Origin of the sequence: Galbibacter marinus (assembly GCF_000300875.1) — a bacterium.
GTDB classification, from domain to species: Bacteria; Bacteroidota; Bacteroidia; order Flavobacteriales; family Flavobacteriaceae; genus Galbibacter; species Galbibacter marinus.
Window position 1 is genome coordinate 1 of the sequence record NZ_AMSG01000030.1, and the last position, 16,222, is coordinate 16,222.

General features: G+C 35.2%; 20 protein-coding genes and 1 pseudogene. 13 read left to right on the forward strand and 8 right to left on the reverse strand.

The annotated features are described in order from the left end of the window. Both I215_RS13750 and I215_RS13755 read right to left on the reverse strand, forming a co-directional pair. A pseudogene (locus I215_RS13750) lies at nt 1–342 on the reverse strand (hypothetical protein); the annotation flags it as partial. A 282-nt stretch (nt 343–624) separates the two neighbouring features. Continuing rightward, complete coding sequence (locus I215_RS13755) at nt 625–1,518, reverse strand: helix-turn-helix domain-containing protein (protein ID WP_008992595.1); 894 nt, start codon at nt 1,516–1,518, stop codon at nt 625–627. Between the two features lie 180 nt (nt 1,519–1,698). Here I215_RS13755 and I215_RS13760 point away from each other — a divergent pair, with 180 nt between their 5' ends. The 11 genes from I215_RS13760 (at nt 1,699) to I215_RS13810 (ending at nt 9,983) form a co-directional block, all read left to right on the forward strand. Continuing rightward, nucleotides 1,699–2,436 carry a carboxymuconolactone decarboxylase family protein gene (locus I215_RS13760; protein ID WP_008992596.1) on the forward strand — a complete coding sequence of 246 codons (738 nt, stop codon included), beginning with the start codon at nt 1,699–1,701 and terminating at the stop codon, nt 2,434–2,436. 3 nt (nt 2,437–2,439) lie between these two features. Further along, nucleotides 2,440–3,516 carry an alpha/beta hydrolase gene (locus I215_RS13765; RefSeq protein ID WP_008992597.1) on the forward strand — a complete coding sequence of 359 codons (1,077 nt, stop codon included), beginning with the start codon at nt 2,440–2,442 and terminating at the stop codon, nt 3,514–3,516. Between the two features lies 1 nt (nt 3,517). Continuing rightward, the gene (locus I215_RS13770) at nt 3,518–3,946 is read left to right on the forward strand and encodes a putative quinol monooxygenase (protein ID WP_237738972.1); all 429 of its coding nucleotides are present in this window, start codon (nt 3,518–3,520) and stop codon (nt 3,944–3,946) included. A gap of 22 nt (nt 3,947–3,968) precedes the next feature. Next, nucleotides 3,969–4,445 (forward strand): cupin domain-containing protein, encoded by a 477-nt coding sequence (locus I215_RS13775; RefSeq protein WP_008992599.1) that lies wholly within the window; start codon nt 3,969–3,971, stop codon nt 4,443–4,445. Nucleotides 4,446–4,453: 8 nt separating this feature from the next. Next, the gene (locus tag I215_RS13780; protein ID WP_008992600.1) at nt 4,454–5,434 is read left to right on the forward strand and encodes an aldo/keto reductase; all 981 of its coding nucleotides are present in this window, start codon (nt 4,454–4,456) and stop codon (nt 5,432–5,434) included. Between the two features lie 37 nt (nt 5,435–5,471). Continuing rightward, entirely contained in the window at nt 5,472–5,915 is a 444-nt protein-coding gene (locus I215_RS13785) for a nuclear transport factor 2 family protein (protein ID WP_008992601.1), read from the forward strand. 31 nt (nt 5,916–5,946) lie between these two features. Continuing rightward, a complete protein-coding gene (locus I215_RS13790; protein ID WP_008992602.1) occupies nt 5,947–6,393 on the forward strand; it encodes a nuclear transport factor 2 family protein in 447 nt (148 codons plus the stop codon). 73 nt (nt 6,394–6,466) lie between these two features. After that, complete coding sequence (locus I215_RS13795; protein ID WP_202802609.1) at nt 6,467–7,717, forward strand: DUF418 domain-containing protein; 1,251 nt, start codon at nt 6,467–6,469, stop codon at nt 7,715–7,717. Between the two features lie 54 nt (nt 7,718–7,771). After that, a complete protein-coding gene (locus I215_RS13800; protein ID WP_008992604.1) occupies nt 7,772–8,911 on the forward strand; it encodes an alpha/beta hydrolase in 1,140 nt (379 codons plus the stop codon). Between the two features lie 34 nt (nt 8,912–8,945). Then, nucleotides 8,946–9,557 carry a flavodoxin family protein gene (locus I215_RS13805; protein WP_008992605.1) on the forward strand — a complete coding sequence of 204 codons (612 nt, stop codon included), beginning with the start codon at nt 8,946–8,948 and terminating at the stop codon, nt 9,555–9,557. After that, entirely contained in the window at nt 9,558–9,983 is a 426-nt protein-coding gene (locus I215_RS13810) for a helix-turn-helix domain-containing protein (RefSeq protein WP_008992606.1), read from the forward strand. A gap of 101 nt (nt 9,984–10,084) precedes the next feature. On the opposite strand, the gene I215_RS13815 is transcribed toward I215_RS13810, so the two are convergent. Together I215_RS13815 and I215_RS13820 are read right to left on the reverse strand one after the other, a co-directional pair. Next, complete coding sequence (locus I215_RS13815) at nt 10,085–12,340, reverse strand: xanthine dehydrogenase family protein molybdopterin-binding subunit (protein ID WP_008992607.1); 2,256 nt, start codon at nt 12,338–12,340, stop codon at nt 10,085–10,087. Between the two features lie 7 nt (nt 12,341–12,347). Continuing rightward, complete coding sequence (locus I215_RS13820; RefSeq protein ID WP_008992608.1) at nt 12,348–12,806, reverse strand: (2Fe-2S)-binding protein; 459 nt, start codon at nt 12,804–12,806, stop codon at nt 12,348–12,350. Nucleotides 12,807–13,307: 501 nt separating this feature from the next. On the opposite strand from I215_RS13820, the gene I215_RS15760 reads away from it, so the two are divergent. Both I215_RS15760 and I215_RS13825 read left to right on the forward strand, forming a co-directional pair. Next, nucleotides 13,308–13,553 (forward strand): Arm DNA-binding domain-containing protein, encoded by a 246-nt coding sequence (locus I215_RS15760; RefSeq protein WP_051009195.1) that lies wholly within the window; start codon nt 13,308–13,310, stop codon nt 13,551–13,553. Continuing rightward, on the forward strand, nt 13,537–14,151 hold the full coding sequence (locus I215_RS13825; protein WP_051009196.1) for a site-specific integrase: 615 nt from the start codon (nt 13,537–13,539) through the stop codon (nt 14,149–14,151). Before I215_RS15760 ends, I215_RS13825 begins: the two co-directional genes overlap by 17 nt. 172 nt (nt 14,152–14,323) lie before the next feature. Here the strand turns inward: I215_RS13825 and I215_RS16610 are convergent, their stop codons facing one another. The 4 genes from I215_RS16610 to I215_RS13840 all read right to left on the reverse strand — a co-directional run bounded on the left by I215_RS16610 (nt 14,324) and on the right by I215_RS13840 (nt 16,218). Continuing rightward, the gene (locus tag I215_RS16610) at nt 14,324–14,629 is read right to left on the reverse strand and encodes a helix-turn-helix domain-containing protein (protein ID WP_316928342.1); all 306 of its coding nucleotides are present in this window, start codon (nt 14,627–14,629) and stop codon (nt 14,324–14,326) included. 99 nt (nt 14,630–14,728) lie between these two features. After that, nucleotides 14,729–15,235: a hypothetical protein gene (locus tag I215_RS16615; protein WP_008992610.1), complete on the reverse strand. Its 507-nt coding sequence runs from the start codon at nt 15,233–15,235 to the stop codon at nt 14,729–14,731. A gap of 18 nt (nt 15,236–15,253) precedes the next feature. Then, nucleotides 15,254–15,730 (reverse strand): DUF1097 domain-containing protein, encoded by a 477-nt coding sequence (locus tag I215_RS13835; RefSeq protein ID WP_008992611.1) that lies wholly within the window; start codon nt 15,728–15,730, stop codon nt 15,254–15,256. 65 nt (nt 15,731–15,795) lie between these two features. Continuing rightward, on the reverse strand, nt 15,796–16,218 hold the full coding sequence (locus I215_RS13840; protein ID WP_008992612.1) for a DoxX family protein: 423 nt from the start codon (nt 16,216–16,218) through the stop codon (nt 15,796–15,798). Between the last annotated feature and the right edge of the window lie 4 nt (nt 16,219–16,222).

Sequence of the window (16,222 nt, forward strand, 5' to 3'; positions counted from 1 at the left end):
ACAGGTGGCGTCATTACTCCGAAATAGCCATTTTACCAAGGCACTAAATACTAAAAGATTCACCCCTTCATATTTTAAGGCAAACACTAAATGTTTATAGAGTGCCTGTATTTCTGTATATTCAAGTGAATCATCCACTTTATAACTTTTGGGCAAGTAAGTGAAGTTATCATTTTGGACACGTACTGTTTTTAAACTTACCACTGTAAATGGAATTGGTAAAGGAATAGGTAATTCTAAACCATGAATAATCGCTGCATAACCTGAAATAACTCCTTCATCAGGAAGAGAGATACCATTAAAAACGGGTGCAATAAATGAAAAATGAGCGCTACAAGACATGTGTGGTAAATTTTAAGCGCAATATAATTAAAATTTAGGTGCAAAAAATTATAAACAGGCGCAAAATATTTAATAAATTAAAAAACAGGTGGATTCGCCAAGTCTAATATACATAATATTAAAACTTTACTTTATTAATGTATGTTTGATGGCATAACTTATGATCGATTGTTTATCAGACTTGATAACCTATTTTATCTTAGCCTACCTTTTAGGATAACTCGTTTTTTTCGTATTAAATTTATTTGAAATTAATACCTACAAAACTGGAACTTTAAAAAATTAATTCATCAATCTATAATCATTAGGAGTGGTACCTGTAACTTTTTTAAACATTTTACTAAAGTGTTGCGGGTATTTAAAGCCTAGTTGATAAGCTATTTCAGAGATACTTTTTGAGGGATCAAAAATACGTTCCTTGGCAATGCTAATTAACTTTAACTGGATATGTTCCTGAGGTGATTTTCCAGTTTCTTTTTTTATCATATCACCTAAATAATTAGGAGAAATAAACAATTGCTCGGCACAATAGGTAACTGAAGGCAAACCTAGTTTCTCTGCTTTGTCTGAATGGAAATAATCGTTCAGCAGTTTCTCAAAACGAGCTATAATATCTTGGTTCGCATTGGTTCGAGTAATAAACTGGCGATCGTAAAACCGTACACAATAATTTAAAAATAATTCGATGTTAGAGATGACCAAATTCTTAGTATGCTTATCTATAAGTTGCTCTAATTCGTGGTTTACCTTTGCGTAAATATCTTTAATCATATCCCTTTCTGGGATAGAAAGGTGCAAAGCTTCATTTACTTCGTAATTAAAAAAGGTATATTCCTGCATACGCTGACCAAGGGAAGTACCCAGAATAAAATCGGGATGAAAAACCATAGCAAAACCTTTTGGTTGGTAGTATTCCGGTTTGTTTTCGCCAATGACCTGCCCAGGAGCAAGGAATACAAGAGTTCCTTCTTCATAATCGTAATAATTACAGCCGTAGCGAAGATCGCCACATTTTATTTCCTTAAAGAAAATTATATAAAAATTATATCGAAAACGAGTAAATTGTCTTGGTTCCGCTTTGGATAAATCTATAATTCCAGCGAGTGGATGCAAAGCTTCGTTATTATTAAAATCGCAGTATTGCTTTATGGTATTGAAAGTGATGATGTCTTCCATTCTTATAATTTTTTGTTAAATATACTGCTTGTTAATCATTTGTAATCAAATAGATAGCGTAAAACAGTAATCTGTGTAAGTATAACAGTAATTGGTATACGTAAACAGGCTAAAGGTGGTCGATATTTGCAATGAATATAAACAATAGTATCGAAATTACGAACATAAAATAATATAGGCATGCACATCTCTAAATTTTTCATAGTATTTTCTTTATTCTTTTTGACAGTGGGAGTTACTCACCCTATAGATGCTTCAGAAGGAGCTTTATTCCAAGAAACGCTTACCCAAAAAGAACAATCGTTGGTATTGGTGGCATCGTTTACTGCTAACGGAGAGTTAAAAAAATTGGAAAAAGCACTCCATGATGGTTTAAATAATGGTTTAACGGTAAACCAGATAAAGGAAGCAATGGTACATCTGTATGCCTACTGTGGTTTTCCTCGAAGTATAAGAGGTTTGCAAACTTTTATTAAAGTGCTAGACGATAGAAAGGAAAAAGGAATCCAAGATAAGTGGGGTCCGGAAGCCTCTCCAATTAAAGATAGCCGGGATAAATACGATAGAGGAAAAGAAAACCTTGACAAATTGGTGGGTACAACACTAGATGGTCCTAAAAAAGGATATGCTAAATTTTCTCCTGAGATTGAAATCTTTTTAAAAGAACATTTGTTTGCGGATCTTTTTGAACGCGATGTACTTACCTATAAAGAAAGAGAACTGGTAACTATTTCTGTTATTGCCAGTATACAAAATGCAGAACCCATGTTACGCTCACATATGAATATTTGTTTGATACAAGGCTGGACAGAAGGGCAGCTTCATGATTTTACTAAAATAATTAAACAACATGTTGGCAAGCAAGAAGGAACAGCTGCAGAAGAAGTATTAAATGAATTATTAGAATCTAAAAAATAAGCAATGAGAAGAATAGAATTATTGATTTTTATAAGCCTGCTAACCATAAATTATAGTATTATGGCACAAAGCAATGTAGAAGCAGCGCCTCTTCAAGAAACATATAAGCAAAATCCATTTACATTGGTGTATGCAGGTGCAATTACAGAAAATGTGAAAGGAAAAGTAAATATTCATCCTGTAACTTATAAGTTAAATGGATTAGAGATAGCTGCCAATGTTTATACGCCTGCTAATTATAATCCAGAGAATATGTATATGGCTATTACAGTTGCGCACCCTAATGGTGGGATTAAAGAGCAAACGGCTGGATTGTATGCGCAACATTTAGCCGAAGCTGGTTTTATAGCTATTGCTGCAGATGCTGCCTACCAAGGAGCAAGTGGAGGAGAACCTCGCCATACGGATAACCCATATTATCGTACGGAAGATATTCAAGGTATGGCCGATTTTATAGCTCAATTCCCTGGAGTTGATCCAAATCGCATTGGTGCTTTTGGGATTTGCGGGGGAGGCGGATATACGCTGAAAGCGACGCAATCTGATAAGCGTTTCAAAGCGGTTGCTACCTTAAGCATGTTTAATTCTGGAGAAGTACGACGTAATGGATTTCAGAATTCGCAGTTAAACACCATTCAAGAGCGTTTAAAACAGGCTAGTAATGCTCGTGCTCGAGAAGCTGCAGGAGGAGAAATTATTTATGCCGGTGTTGCAAGTGTTACCGATAAAGAAATAGCAGCTACTAAAACAGATTTATACCGAGAAGGGTATGCGTATTATTATAGAACGCATGCACATCCAAATTCTACCTTTTTATACACCATGAGCAGTTTACTTAAGCTAATGACTTGGGATGCTGCTACCAATATGGATTTAATTAATCAGCCTTTATTAATGATAGCGGGTAGTAAAGCAGATACTAAATATATGACAGATGAAGCATTTGCAAAAGCCACCAATGCAAAAGACAAAGAGTTATTCCTTATTGATGGTGCTACACATATAGAAACTTATTGGAAACCTGAATATGTAAAGCAAGCCGTAACTAAGTTGGTGGATTTTTATCAAAAAAACCTTTAACATGAAATCGATATTCATACTCGCATCCGGTTTCTTTATAATGCCTTTATTTCTTTTGATAAATAGTGGGGATAATAATACTGATATTATTACTCAAGAAAAAGATATGATGATACGCATTGCTGCAATTGAAGTGTATCCTGAATATATAGAATCTTATAAAGAAATTTTGAATGAAGAAGCTACTGCTTCTGTGAAAATAGAACCTGGAGTCATAGCAATTTTCCCTATGTATGAAAAACAAAACCCAACACAAATAAGGATATTGGAGATTTATGCCAATAAAGAGGCATATGAGGCTCATTTACAAACACCTCATTTTATAAAATACAAAACAAGTACCCAAAAAATGGTAAAATCATTAAAATTGATAGATATGGATGCTTTAGATTCAACAACGATGAAAGCCGTATTTTACAAATTAAATTGATTTGATCTTAAATTATATAAACATGAAAACAAAATTTATTTTATTACTAAGTGCCATTATAGGATTATCTTCCTGTACCAATTCTACTGACAATAAGGCTTCGGAAACTGTACTACTTTATCCAAAAGGAGAGAAGATTACAAACGATAATTTTACAGGTACAGCCTGGTTAACTTTTTTGGTAAAAGCAGATACTATAAACCGTAATGGAGTTGGAAATGTTACGTTTGAACCTGGAGCACGTTCCAATTGGCATTTGCATCCAAGCGGTCAAATCATATTAGCAACTGGCGGTGTTGGATATTATCAGGAAAAAGGGAGCCCGAAAAGGATCTTACGCAAAGGCGATGTTGTAAAATGTCCAGCTAATACCCCACATTGGCATGGAGCAAGTGCTGATAAAGAATTTATTCAAATTGCTATTACAGGTAGAGAAAAAGGTCCCACACAATGGTTAGAACCTGTAACTGATCAAGAGTATTTGGCAGGTGATAAATAAAATATATTATGGAAATAAGAAAATTAGGAAATAACGGATTGGAAGTTTCTGCTTTAGGCTTAGGATGCATGGGACTTAGCTTTGGTTATGGCCCAGCAACCGATAAGAACCAAGCAATTAAATTGATCCGGGAAGCCTTTGAATTGGGAATTACTTTTTTTGATACAGCCGAAGCCTATGGCGCTGCAAACGAGCAGGTTGTAGGGGAGGCATTAGCGCCTTTTCGTAAAGAAGTGGTTATTGCCACTAAATTCGGATTTAAAAACGGCGATTCTAGTCAAGGGCAAGACAGTCGCCCAGAAAGGATTCGAGAAGTAGCCGAGAAATCTTTAAAACATTTAAAAACCGATGTCATCGATTTATTCTACCAACACCGGGTGGATACTAATGTGCCCATGGAAGATGTAGCAGGAACCGTAAAAGATTTAATTCAGGAAGGAAAAGTAAAGTATTTTGGACTTTCGGAAGCCAGTGTAGCTTCCATTAGACAAGCACATGCAATACAACCGGTTACGGCCTTGCAAAGTGAATATTCGTTGTGGTGGCGTGAACCTGAAAAAGAGATTCTCCCAACATTAGAAGAATTAGAAATCGGTTTTGTGCCTTTTAGTCCACTAGGGAAAGGCTTTCTCACAGGAAAAATTAATTCGGAGACTGCATTTGATAAAAGTGATTTTAGAAACATAGTTCCACGTTTTAGTGAAGAAAACCGAAAAGCCAATCAAGCATTGATAGATTTATTGGGAAAAATAGCAAACGATAAAAATGCAACACCAGCACAAATTGCTTTAGGATGGTTACTTGCACAAAAATCGTGGATAGCACCCATTCCTGGAACTACAAAATCACATCGATTAACAGAGAATATTGGTGCGGCAGCTATTAATTTATCATCAGAAGCTATTCTTGAAATAGATAATGCCTTTGCCAAAGTAGAGGTACAAGGAGATCGCTATCCAAAACATTTGCAGGAACGCGTAGGAAAATAATAAACAAATATCACCAAACTTTAAAATCAAAATCATTATGAAAACATTCATTGTTACGTTATTCTTAATTATGGCTAGTACACCAATTCTAGCACAAAATGCTCTAGAAGCAGAATTAAAAGAACTCTCCAAAGAAAAATGGCAATGGATGGCCGATAAAAATGTGGAGGAACTAAACAAACTTTTTCATAAAGACGCACAATTTGTCCACATGGGAGGTGCTTGGGGAACAGATAGAGAACTAGCCATTATAGAAAGCGGAGGGATTTGGTATAAACAAGCAGATATCCACGAAGTAACTATTGATATAATAGGAGAAGATACCGCCATTGTTTTAAACCGAATAACCTTATTGGCAGAAGTTGGCGGCAACGAAGTCACCAATCCGTTTATGGTAACCGAGGTTTATAAAATGATTGATGGGAGTTGGAAATTAGCCAATTTATCTTTTGTAAAACTAATGGAACGACCGGGTAATTAATTAAAAATATTAAAATTTAAAACAACTTATTATGAGAACATTAGCTATTGGATTTTTTTTAATCCTTACAAGTTTACCAATCTTGGCTCAAAATACTACTGAAGCAGAAATAAAAGAACTCTCTAAAAAGAAATGGGAGTGGATGGCCAACAAAAATGTAGAAGAGCTTGCAAAACTCTTTGACGATAAATCAAGATTTGTACATATGAGTGGCTCATGGAAAAAGGAACGAGAATTAGAAATTATTGAAACGGGGAGTATTTGGTATAAAAAAGCAGACGTTCATGATGTGGTTATAGAAACTTTTGGGGAAACTGTAATTCTGTGGAATCGGATTACACTTTTGGCTGTAGTTCGAGGAAATGAAGTTTCAAATGAATTTACGGTAACCGAAATCTACAAAAAAGAAAGTGGAGACTGGAAACTACTAGATTTAACTTTTAGTAGTGTTCGGGATTCCCATCAAATTGAACATTAAGTAAAGAAAAGCATCAACCGTAAAACAATAAATAACATCTTAAAAAAGAAGGTAAATAATAATGGAGAAAAAGATGTCATTATCATCACCGCTTAAACGAATAACCGTATTGGATGCACTAAGAGGATTTGCGCTCTTGGGGGTAATATTAATACATATGATCCAACATTTTGGAATCCGTTCATTGCCTTCAGAAAATGCAGCCATGAGTTTTCCAATAATTGATGAAGCTGTACAATGGATCGGAAGCAATATCATAATGGGAAGGTTTATTAACATATTTGCCTTTTTGTTTGGTCTAAGTTTTTTTATTCAAATGGATAGGGCAGCTAAAAAAGGTGTAGATTTCCGTTTTAGGTTTATTTGGAGGATGATACTACTTTTGGTAATGGGCTTACTTGTTCATTCCTTTTTTAACCTGGAAATCATATCTATTTATGCCGTTTTTGGCATTCTGATGTTACCCTTGTTTCGTGCTAAAAATTGGATATTGCTATCGATAGTTGTTTTTTTATTATTAGGTGGGCCACGTATTATTAGAGCCGTTGAGCATAACAGTAGTGTAGGAATCGAACAATTGGATAAACCGGAATTTGCAAATAACGACCAAAGAACTCGCACCGTTTTGGAACATTTAGCAAATCCTTCTTTTATGAACTCGGTAATACACAATTACGAGGAACGTCTCCCTGGAAAACTAAATTATCAATTTGGTTATTTTGGACGTGGTTATATCACATTTGCATTGTTTATTATCGGACTTATTGTTGGTCGAATTCGTTTTTTTGAAAAATTTAATGAATTGAAAAAACGCAGTTTCTATCTGTTTATTGGATTCGTTACGGCCACTGTGCTGGTTATTTGTGCACAATCCATGTTGCCTCCACCGGATGTATCAATTTTATTCGGATCCAATAGCCAAAATATACCTTCATCACTACTAGCAGTGATGACATTGCAAGATTTAGAACTCGTGTTTTTTTCGGGGGCTTTGACATTGGGATTCGCATTACTATATCAAAACATAAAATTTAGAAAATATCTTGAGGTCTTATCCCCATATGGGCGGACTGCCTTGACAAATTATATAGTACAGGGAGTAATAGGAGCAATGCTTTTTTCACCTTGGTTATTAGGAAAAACTTTTAGTAACTGGGGCGTTACCGCCTTATTCATATTGGGTATTGTAATTTATGTTGTGCAGATTGTATGTAGTAAGTATTGGCTTAAGCATTTTTTATATGGCCCCCTTGAATGGCTTTGGCGCAGTGGAACGTATTTAAAATTGCAACCATTTAGAAAAACAACAAGATCAAATGGCTGATTGATAAAACAAGCTGTTACAGCCAAGAAACACATATTAAAAACTAAGATACAAATGAAAAAGAAGACGAGTAAGATTAGAAAATGGTTTAATGCTCTTATGTTGATCAGTTCAATACTATGTATTGTTTCATGTCAACCAAAAAGTAAAAAGGAGGTCAGTACTAAAATTGATGATACAAATATTAGTATCCAAAAGCAAGGCAGTTTTACAGTGGGAGGGGCTGTAAAAACAAGTCCGGGTACTTTTGATCCTATTAAACACGGTGTTTTTAATCCTTCCAATCAAAGTCAAGAAGGACAAACCCTACATGGCGATCATGCTTTTGTGTGGTATCAGATACCGGCTACCCCTAAAAAACTTCCACTTGTATTTTGGCATGGATACGGTCAATCTATGAAAACCTGGCAAACAACTCCTGACGGGAGAGAGGGGTTTCAAACATTATTTTTAAAACGTGATTTTTCAGTATATCTTATAGATCAACCTCGGCGTGGACTGGCCGCACAGAGTACAGAACCTACTACCATATCAGCCAAAACTAACGATCAATTATGGTTTGGCATTTTCAGACTCGGTGTTGGATCAGAATTGTATCCAAATGTTCAATTTTCAAAAGATCCTGAAGCATTAAATCAGTTTTTTAGACAAATGACACCCGATACAGGCCCTTTAAATATCGATTTAAATGTAAAAGCTGTATCTGAACTATTCGATAAAATTGGATCGGGAATATTGGTAACTCATTCGCATAGCGGCGGAATGGGGTGGTTAACAGCAATAAAAAATAATAATATTAAAGCTGTAGTTTCTTTTGAACCTGGGAGCAATTTTATTTTTCCTGAAGGGGAAGTTCCTGAGCCTATTTCATATCTTGGTGGAACTCTGAAAGCCTCAGAAGTTCCTATGTCGGAATTTAAGCGATTGACAAAACTTCCTGTTGTTATTTTTTATGGGGATAATATCCCCGATCAGGCATCAGAATTTCCTGGAGAAGATCAATGGCGGGCCTCCCTATCGATGGCTAAATTATGGAAAGAAACGGTAAACAAACACGGAGGTGATGTTACCCTTATTCACTTACCGGAAGAAGGAATTCAGGGAAATACACATTTTCCGATGAGCGATTTAAATAATGTAGAAATAGCAGATTTAATGTCTACATGGCTTCAAGAAAAAGGATTAGACATGTAGAGAAATAAAGATTCAGTAATTATAAAAAATAGACATGGATAAAGCATTGAAAACCTGTTTTCTTCTACTAATGGCAATAGCTCCAGTGTTTTTTTGTAGTTGTACTGCTCAAGAAACAAAAAAAGAAAAAGGCAAGCTATTGATTGTATACCTATCGCGAACCAACAATACCAAACAAGTAGCAGAAATTATCCAAAAGGAAGTAGGTGGAGATTTGGTAGCACTCGAATTAAAAGATCCTTATCCTGAAAATTACGATTCTATAGTGGCACAAGTGGCAGAAGAAAACGAATCGGGATATCTACCTCCATTGAAAACGCGTATTGATAATTTCAATCAATATGATGTAGTATTTTTAGGTTTTCCTACATGGGGAATGCGGCTCCCACCGCCAATGAAGAGTTTTCTCAACAAATATAATATGAGTGACAAAACAGTAATTCCTTTCAATACCAATGCAGGGTATGGAATAGGAAGTAGTTTTAAAACGGTTAAAGAAATGTGTCCAAACGCAACTATTTTAGAAGGCTTTTCTACCAAAGGAGGAATTGAAAGAGACGGAATTTATTTTGTTATGGAAGGCGATAAAAAAATCAAAGTAAAAGAAGAAGTAGTGACTTGGTTGCGGCAGATTAAATTTTTATAGATGGAGGATAATCTGCATAGATATAAAAATATAAGCATCGCTAATCAGCGAATATCAAGTGAATTCTTTGCGCTTTTAGATAGTGAGTATTCTACTAAGGTGGGATTTGGAAAACCAGTAAATTTAAGAGCTCCCAATGACTATGCACAAGAATTAAATATTCATGTGAATCATTTAAATCGTGTATTGAAGAAAACCACTCAAAAAACCACGAGTCAATTAATAACCGAACGCATTTTACAAAAAGCCCGACATTTATTAAAGGAGAAAAATTGGAACATTGCTGAAATAGCATATTCTTTAGGATTTAAAGAAGCCACACATTTTAGCAATTTCTTTAAAAGGCATACAAGTAGAACGCCACGGAGCTACAGAAAATATTTAAATGTTGTATGTTATTGTTTGATGGATGTTGTGTGTTTATAAGCTTCATCACACAAATAATAATGAATCCTAAATAACTAGTATTTAAAAAAGAGCCTTCCTTTTTGATGGCTCTTTTTTACTAGTCTTTAATAGTTATAAGGTTATCCTATAATTTTTTTCTTAGGGATGAAGGGCTGTTGGTAATGTCTTTGACCTGTTGCGCGATACAGCGCATTAGCCATAGCCGCAAAAATAGGAGGGAAGAGTGGCTCTCCCATTCCTGTGGGGTTGTGTTCATTTTCAACAAAGTGCACTTCAATAGACTTTGGTGCCTCAGACATTCTTATTAACTGATAACGGTCAAAATTAAGTTTTTGTGGAGCTCCATCTTTAAAGACTTGTTCTCCGTAAAGCGAATTGCCAATGCCGTCAACAATAGCGCCCTCTCCCATGTTTTTTGCAGCATCTTTGTTGATTACAATTCCGCAGTCAACAGCAGCATACACATTATCAACCATGGGTTTATCATTTTTTATTTCAAGATCCAAAACTTGAGCTACATAAGTATTATGGCAAAAATATGCAGAAAAACCTCTTGATTTATCGCTGTTGTTATCCCAATCCGATTTGTCTTTTACTAACTTAATAACGCCAGCGTAACGTTCAGGATCATAATCGTTATTCTCTCCAACTGGATTATTTTTAGCCCTTTCTAAAAGGTCTAAACGAAATTCAATGGGATCTTTTCCGAGTTCCTCGGCAAGTTCATCTAAAAAAGACTGCTCGGCTCCCGCAATGAAATTGGATCTAGGTGCTCTGAATGCTCCAATAGTAATATTTGAAGGAATTTCCCAAGCTTCAGCCAAATAATTATCTATCGCCCCCGCTGGAAATCGGTTGGGAAATAATGGCGATTCTGGAATCCCACCTGCTTTAACATGGAACGCAATGAGATTGTTATTTTCATCCATGGCGGCTTTGTAAGTGGCCGTGTAAGAAGGTCTATAAATTCCGTAAGACATATCATCTTCACGCGTGTAAACCATCTTAATAGGAGCTTTCATTTCTTGAGAAATAACTGCTGCTTCAATCATATGGTGTCCATAAGCCCGAAGTCCAAAACCTCCTCCCATACGGGCTAAATTAATTTGAATCTTTTCTTTAGGGAGTTTCAGCCGTTCAGATAATGTACCTATGATAAATTCAGGAGCTTGAATTGGGCCATAAAGCTCAGCTTTTTCAGCAGAAACATTGGCAAAACAATTTACAGGCTCCATGGTATTGTGTGCTAAAAATGGAGCAGAATAGGTGCGTTCCAATATTTTAGCTGCATTTTTAAATGCTTTTTCCGGATCTCCGTCTATTCTTAGAATTCTTCCAGGATTTTTATTAAACTGGTTCATTTTAGTTTGGTGAACAATAGTACTTTCCAAACCTGCTGGGACATGTACCGCTATTTTATCTCCTCTAGCATCCATTTGAAAAGTATGCTCTGGAGCTTGCTCCCAATCGACCACCACTTCTTTTTTGGCCTGCATGACTTCCCATGTGGAATTACCAACTACTGTAATTAATTCGGTAAAAGTTGTGGTGTCAAAATAATTCCTTGCGTAATCACTCTTTAAGGTATCTATTTTAAATACATCTTTAATGCCAGGCATCGATTTGGCTTTTGTAGCATCAAACTTTTTAAGTTTCATTCCAAAAGCAGGAGGATGGATTATCATGGCAATCAACATACCTTCTGCTTGATAATCAATTCCAAACATAGGTTTGCCAGTGACAATAGCTGTTCCAGCCACATTTTTTTTGGAGGTTCCAATAATTTTAAAATCTTTAATTTCTTTTAATTCTACTTCTTCTGGAATAGGCTGTATTGCAGCGAGAGAAGCTATTTCACCATAAGTGATTTCTTTATTTGTTGCGGTGTGATAAAGGATTCCTGCCTTTGCTGTAACTTCATTAACTGGTACTTGCCAATGTTGGGCTGCAGCAGTAACAAGCATTCTTTTTGCAGTAGCACCTGCGGTACGCAAAATATTCCAACCTTGACGAATAGACTGACTCCCGCCAGTAAATTGTCTATCGTAACGTTTAGGATAAAAGTTAGCTTGTTCTACAATTACATTTTTCCAATCTACATCTAATTCATCAGCAAGAATCATCGGCATGGAAGTTTTTACATTTTGACCAAATTCAGGATTAGGATTAAAAAGTGTTACCACTCCATTATCTCCAATTTTTATATAGCTATTTAATTCAAACCATTCTTCAGGCATTTCTATTATAGCTGCTTCTTTTCTATTTGGGATTTCACAACCCGCAAACCAACTGAAACTAAGCATCATGCCACCACCAGCCAATACAGAGGATTTAAAAAAAGATCGTCTTCCTAATGTTGTCTTTACAGTTGCCATTTTCTTATTATTTTGAGTTAGCAGCAGTTTTAATTGCCTTTTTTATTCGTGTATATGTTCCACATCTGCAAATATTCCCATTCATAGCCTGATCTATTTCTATATCAGAAGGATTTGGATTTTGACTCAGTAGTGAAGTGGCAGACATAATTTGTCCTGCCTGACAGTAACCACATTGGGGGACATCGTGTTCTATCCATGCTTTTTGTACAGGATGATCTCCATTTTCAGACAGACCTTCAATGGTAGTTATTTTTTGTTCACCAACGGCTGAAACCGGTAGTTGACAAGAACGAACTGCAATACCTTCAATATGAATGGTGCATGCTCCGCATTGCGCTATACCACATCCAAATTTTGTACCTACTAATTGAAGATGATCTCTGAGCACCCATAATAGAGGGGTGGAAGGACTAACATCTACTTGTTGATCTTTTCCGTTGACTTTAAGGTTATAAGTTGCCATTTTTAATAATTTATTTGAAATAGAAAAAAGAGAATAAAAGACATTTATAAAAATATTGAATAAATGGCCAAAAAAATTACAAAATCCAAACAACATACAAGCCGATTCTTATAAAGAACTAGTCTTAATAGTTGCTTAGAGCTATATAAAATGTTTGAATCTTGTATGTTATTGTTTGGTGGGTGTATGTTTTTAACCTAGGCTATAATTAAATTCACAACAGACAATTAGTTAGTAGTTATTTACTTTATAGCTTGTTTAGGGTAGCTGCTTGCACATTTAATGAAGAAAGCTGTCCAATCGGGCAGCTTTTGTTTGAAATAAATGTATTAATTTAATAGTAGGTTAATAGAGGTTACCTATGTTTATCAATAAAACACAAAACAATTGAAATTCAACTGCTTACATATTTTTTTAAATTCAAAAAACACCAAAAAGCAGCACTAAAAACCATAAAATGTTTTACCTAGAATGTTTTATATTTATAGCTAAATCATTGTTATGGCGTCAATTAAAGTAATTTTATGGAAAAAGAGGAAAGCTGGAAATGAACATCCAATCGTTATTCGAATTACAAAAGATAGAAAATCCACCTATTTGTATACCGGCCAATATGTAGCTCCTAAATATTGGGCTGAAACTGAAAGACGAGTAAAATCTGCACATCCCAATGCTATCATTTTAAATCTATTGATTCTTAAAAAAGCTTGCTCAGGCAAATGGCCAGTTATTGGAATCCGAAATTAAAGAAGACTACGAGTCCATTTCTACTATTAAGAAGAAAATTATAGGAAAGAAAAAGACTGACTTTTTTATAGTAGCTGATCAGTATTTAGATAATTTGCTTAAAAGTGAGAAATATAGACAATATAACACTCAAAAAAATAGAATTAAAAAGTTCAAATCATTCGTAGGTAAGCAGGACCTGGCTTTTAGAGAGGTTTCTGTTGTCTTACTACGTAAGTTCGAAACTTGCTTATTACATGAGGATAAAAAAGCCCCTAGGACAGTCGTTAACTATCTGATGGTTATTCGTACCGTTTATAATAGAGCTATTTCGGATTCACAAGCAAGTAAGGGCTTGTATCCATTAGGTAAGGGTAAAATTCAAATTAAATTTCCACAGTCGGAAAAAATAGGGCTTAGTATTGATGAAGTAAAGTTATTGGAAAACTCAAATGAGCTATCTCCACCTCAGCCTCAGCAGCATGCGGTTAATTTATGTTTACTCAGCTTTTATTTTACTGGAATAAGATTCGGGGATTTATTACTTTTAAAATGGGATGACTTTAAAGGTGAGCGCTTGTATTATAGAATGATAAGAACCAAAAATATGATTCGTTAAAACTCCCTGAGAAGGAATGGATTAGAGATAAGCACAACCTCCATCAACTCAATTTATTTGAACAAGGGGCTTTAGTTTTGAAATTCGAATAAATCACAAATTAAATCATTGATTTAAAGAGGTTTGAGTAATTACAAACATCAATTTATATTTTTATCGGACAGTAATGATTTTAATTATACAGAGCCCTAAATTCTAGAGGTGATTTTTTAGTTTTGTTTTTGAAAAACTTGCTAAAGGATTGAACATGTTCAAACCCCAGTTCAAAGGCAATTTCACTGATGGTCAATTGCGTTGTAGAAAGTCTTTCTTTAGCCTTGTCAATTAATTTTTGTTGGATGTGTTGCTGCGTACTTAAACCGGTTAACGATTTTAATAATCCACTTAAATAAGTAGGGGATAAGTTTAAGTGCTCTGCCACAAACTGAACCGAAGGTATTCCCTTATCCACGTAATTCTCTTCAAAGTATGAATTCAACAAATTTTCTAATTTGTCAAGAATCTGATGATTGCTTTTCTTTCGGGTGATAAATTGCCGCTTATAAAATCGCTCAGAATAACTCAATAGTAATTCAATTTACGAAATGATGATATTCTGGCTGTAGTCATCAATGTTCGCCGCTATTTCCTCTTTTATATTAAAGAAAATGGTTTGTAAAATTTGTTCTTCCTTGGCAGATAAAAACAAAGCCTCACTGATCGCATAATCAAAAAAGTCATAGTTTTTAATGGACTTCACCAGTGAGGTGTTCCAAACAAAATCAGGATGGATAAAGAGAATCCAGCCGGATTTGTTACTATCTCCTTCTTCTACAATCACATTGAGAGTTTGTTTGGGAGCAAGAAAAGACATGAAACCTTCATCAAAATCATACTCTTGGTGGCTGTAACGCATTTTCCCTTGGATATTTTTTTTCATGGCAATAGAATAGAAATTCTGAACCCAATTCACATGATTGTCATGTGCATAATGTTTTACATCAGCGTAATCCACAAGACTTATCAAAGGATGTTTAGGCTTTTCTAACTCCCTAAGATCGTGAAGTTCTTTGATAGTATTAATCGTTCTAATCTCAGTTTTCATATTGGATATGCTTTTCGTCTATTTATGTTGATTTGCTAGGATGCTTTCCAATTTACTCGTTGTCCAAGCGAAGAAAAATCCAGTGACTACTGTTAGTACGACAAGGCCAACTTCGCTGAAGTTCAGCACTGGATGAGTTCCAAAAAATATAATTAATCCCATAAAGTATATGGGAATTGTATTTAGAGACTTTAACCTTGGTACAAGATACATAAAAGTAGCGATTATCACTACCACGGCTATTGGTAACCCAGCATCTCCAATATAAGCAGTTAAAAACTTACTTTTTAACATTAATAATGCACCGATTCCTATTCCGATCACAATTTGGGTAAAACTTAGAGCCATCTGTTTTGGTTCTTTACCAAATATAAAAAAGCTAACCCACGCCATAAATAATACCCAAGTATGTAAATTTAATTGATGAGTGGACACAACCGCGATGGCGCTCATGACCCCAACAATTAGTGCCCTAATTATTCTTGATTTTTCCATGGTATAAATTTTTAAAAGGCTTTATATTGATTCTCCATTGTTATTCGATTTTTAAACTATCGTTTTTATAATATCCGAGCTCGACTCATTGGGTAGTGTGTACGAAGTAATTGGTCTAAGCTAAATTTTCCCGCACCAGTGATTAAAAGACTGAGGTAAGCACCTAGGTAAATAAAAGGAAGCTCCCCATGGATCTGCGTAATTTCAGCTTGCCAGAATATAAAGAAGGCCACACTCATATTTAGGACAACCAAAAAGCTTGAAATTCTGGTAAACAATCCTAAAGCAATTAGGATAGAACAAATGCTGTCACATAATAGGGCAAAGACTAATCCTGTAGTTTTCCCAAGAAATAAAGGGTCGGGGAAATTTTCTGACATTTCATGAAACTGAACTAGCTTTTCCCATCCATGGTTCGTAAATAAACCGATTGCCAACCAGACCCTTAATAGCAACAGACCGATATCAATGGTGTTAAGATTTTTCATAATG

What these genes read in the sequence shown, in the direction of transcription:
- I215_RS13785 (WP_008992601.1), top strand. Translation starts at nt 5,472, where the DNA reads ATGAAAACATTCATTGTTACGTTATTCTTAATTATGGCTAGTACACCA.
- I215_RS13820 (WP_008992608.1), bottom strand. Translation starts at nt 12,806, where the DNA reads ATGGCAACTTATAACCTTAAAGTCAACGGAAAAGATCAACAAGTAGAT.
- I215_RS13800 (WP_008992604.1), top strand. Translation starts at nt 7,772, where the DNA reads ATGAAAAAGAAGACGAGTAAGATTAGAAAATGGTTTAATGCTCTTATG.
- I215_RS13790 (WP_008992602.1), top strand. Translation starts at nt 5,947, where the DNA reads ATGAGAACATTAGCTATTGGATTTTTTTTAATCCTTACAAGTTTACCA.
- I215_RS13770 (WP_237738972.1), top strand. Translation starts at nt 3,518, where the DNA reads ATGAAATCGATATTCATACTCGCATCCGGTTTCTTTATAATGCCTTTA.
- I215_RS13765 (WP_008992597.1), top strand. Translation starts at nt 2,440, where the DNA reads ATGAGAAGAATAGAATTATTGATTTTTATAAGCCTGCTAACCATAAAT.
- I215_RS13815 (WP_008992607.1), bottom strand. Translation starts at nt 12,340, where the DNA reads ATGGCAACTGTAAAGACAACATTAGGAAGACGATCTTTTTTTAAATCC.
- I215_RS15760 (WP_051009195.1), top strand. Translation starts at nt 13,308, where the DNA reads ATGGCGTCAATTAAAGTAATTTTATGGAAAAAGAGGAAAGCTGGAAAT.
- I215_RS13795 (WP_202802609.1), top strand. Translation starts at nt 6,467, where the DNA reads ATGTCATTATCATCACCGCTTAAACGAATAACCGTATTGGATGCACTA.
- I215_RS13780 (WP_008992600.1), top strand. Translation starts at nt 4,454, where the DNA reads ATGGAAATAAGAAAATTAGGAAATAACGGATTGGAAGTTTCTGCTTTA.
- I215_RS13805 (WP_008992605.1), top strand. Translation starts at nt 8,946, where the DNA reads ATGGATAAAGCATTGAAAACCTGTTTTCTTCTACTAATGGCAATAGCT.
- I215_RS13760 (WP_008992596.1), top strand. Translation starts at nt 1,699, where the DNA reads ATGCACATCTCTAAATTTTTCATAGTATTTTCTTTATTCTTTTTGACA.
- I215_RS13755 (WP_008992595.1), bottom strand. Translation starts at nt 1,518, where the DNA reads ATGGAAGACATCATCACTTTCAATACCATAAAGCAATACTGCGATTTT.
- I215_RS13835 (WP_008992611.1), bottom strand. Translation starts at nt 15,730, where the DNA reads ATGGAAAAATCAAGAATAATTAGGGCACTAATTGTTGGGGTCATGAGC.
- I215_RS13840 (WP_008992612.1), bottom strand. Translation starts at nt 16,218, where the DNA reads ATGAAAAATCTTAACACCATTGATATCGGTCTGTTGCTATTAAGGGTC.
- I215_RS13775 (WP_008992599.1), top strand. Translation starts at nt 3,969, where the DNA reads ATGAAAACAAAATTTATTTTATTACTAAGTGCCATTATAGGATTATCT.
- I215_RS16615 (WP_008992610.1), bottom strand. Translation starts at nt 15,235, where the DNA reads ATGAAAACTGAGATTAGAACGATTAATACTATCAAAGAACTTCACGAT.
- I215_RS13810 (WP_008992606.1), top strand. Translation starts at nt 9,558, where the DNA reads ATGGAGGATAATCTGCATAGATATAAAAATATAAGCATCGCTAATCAG.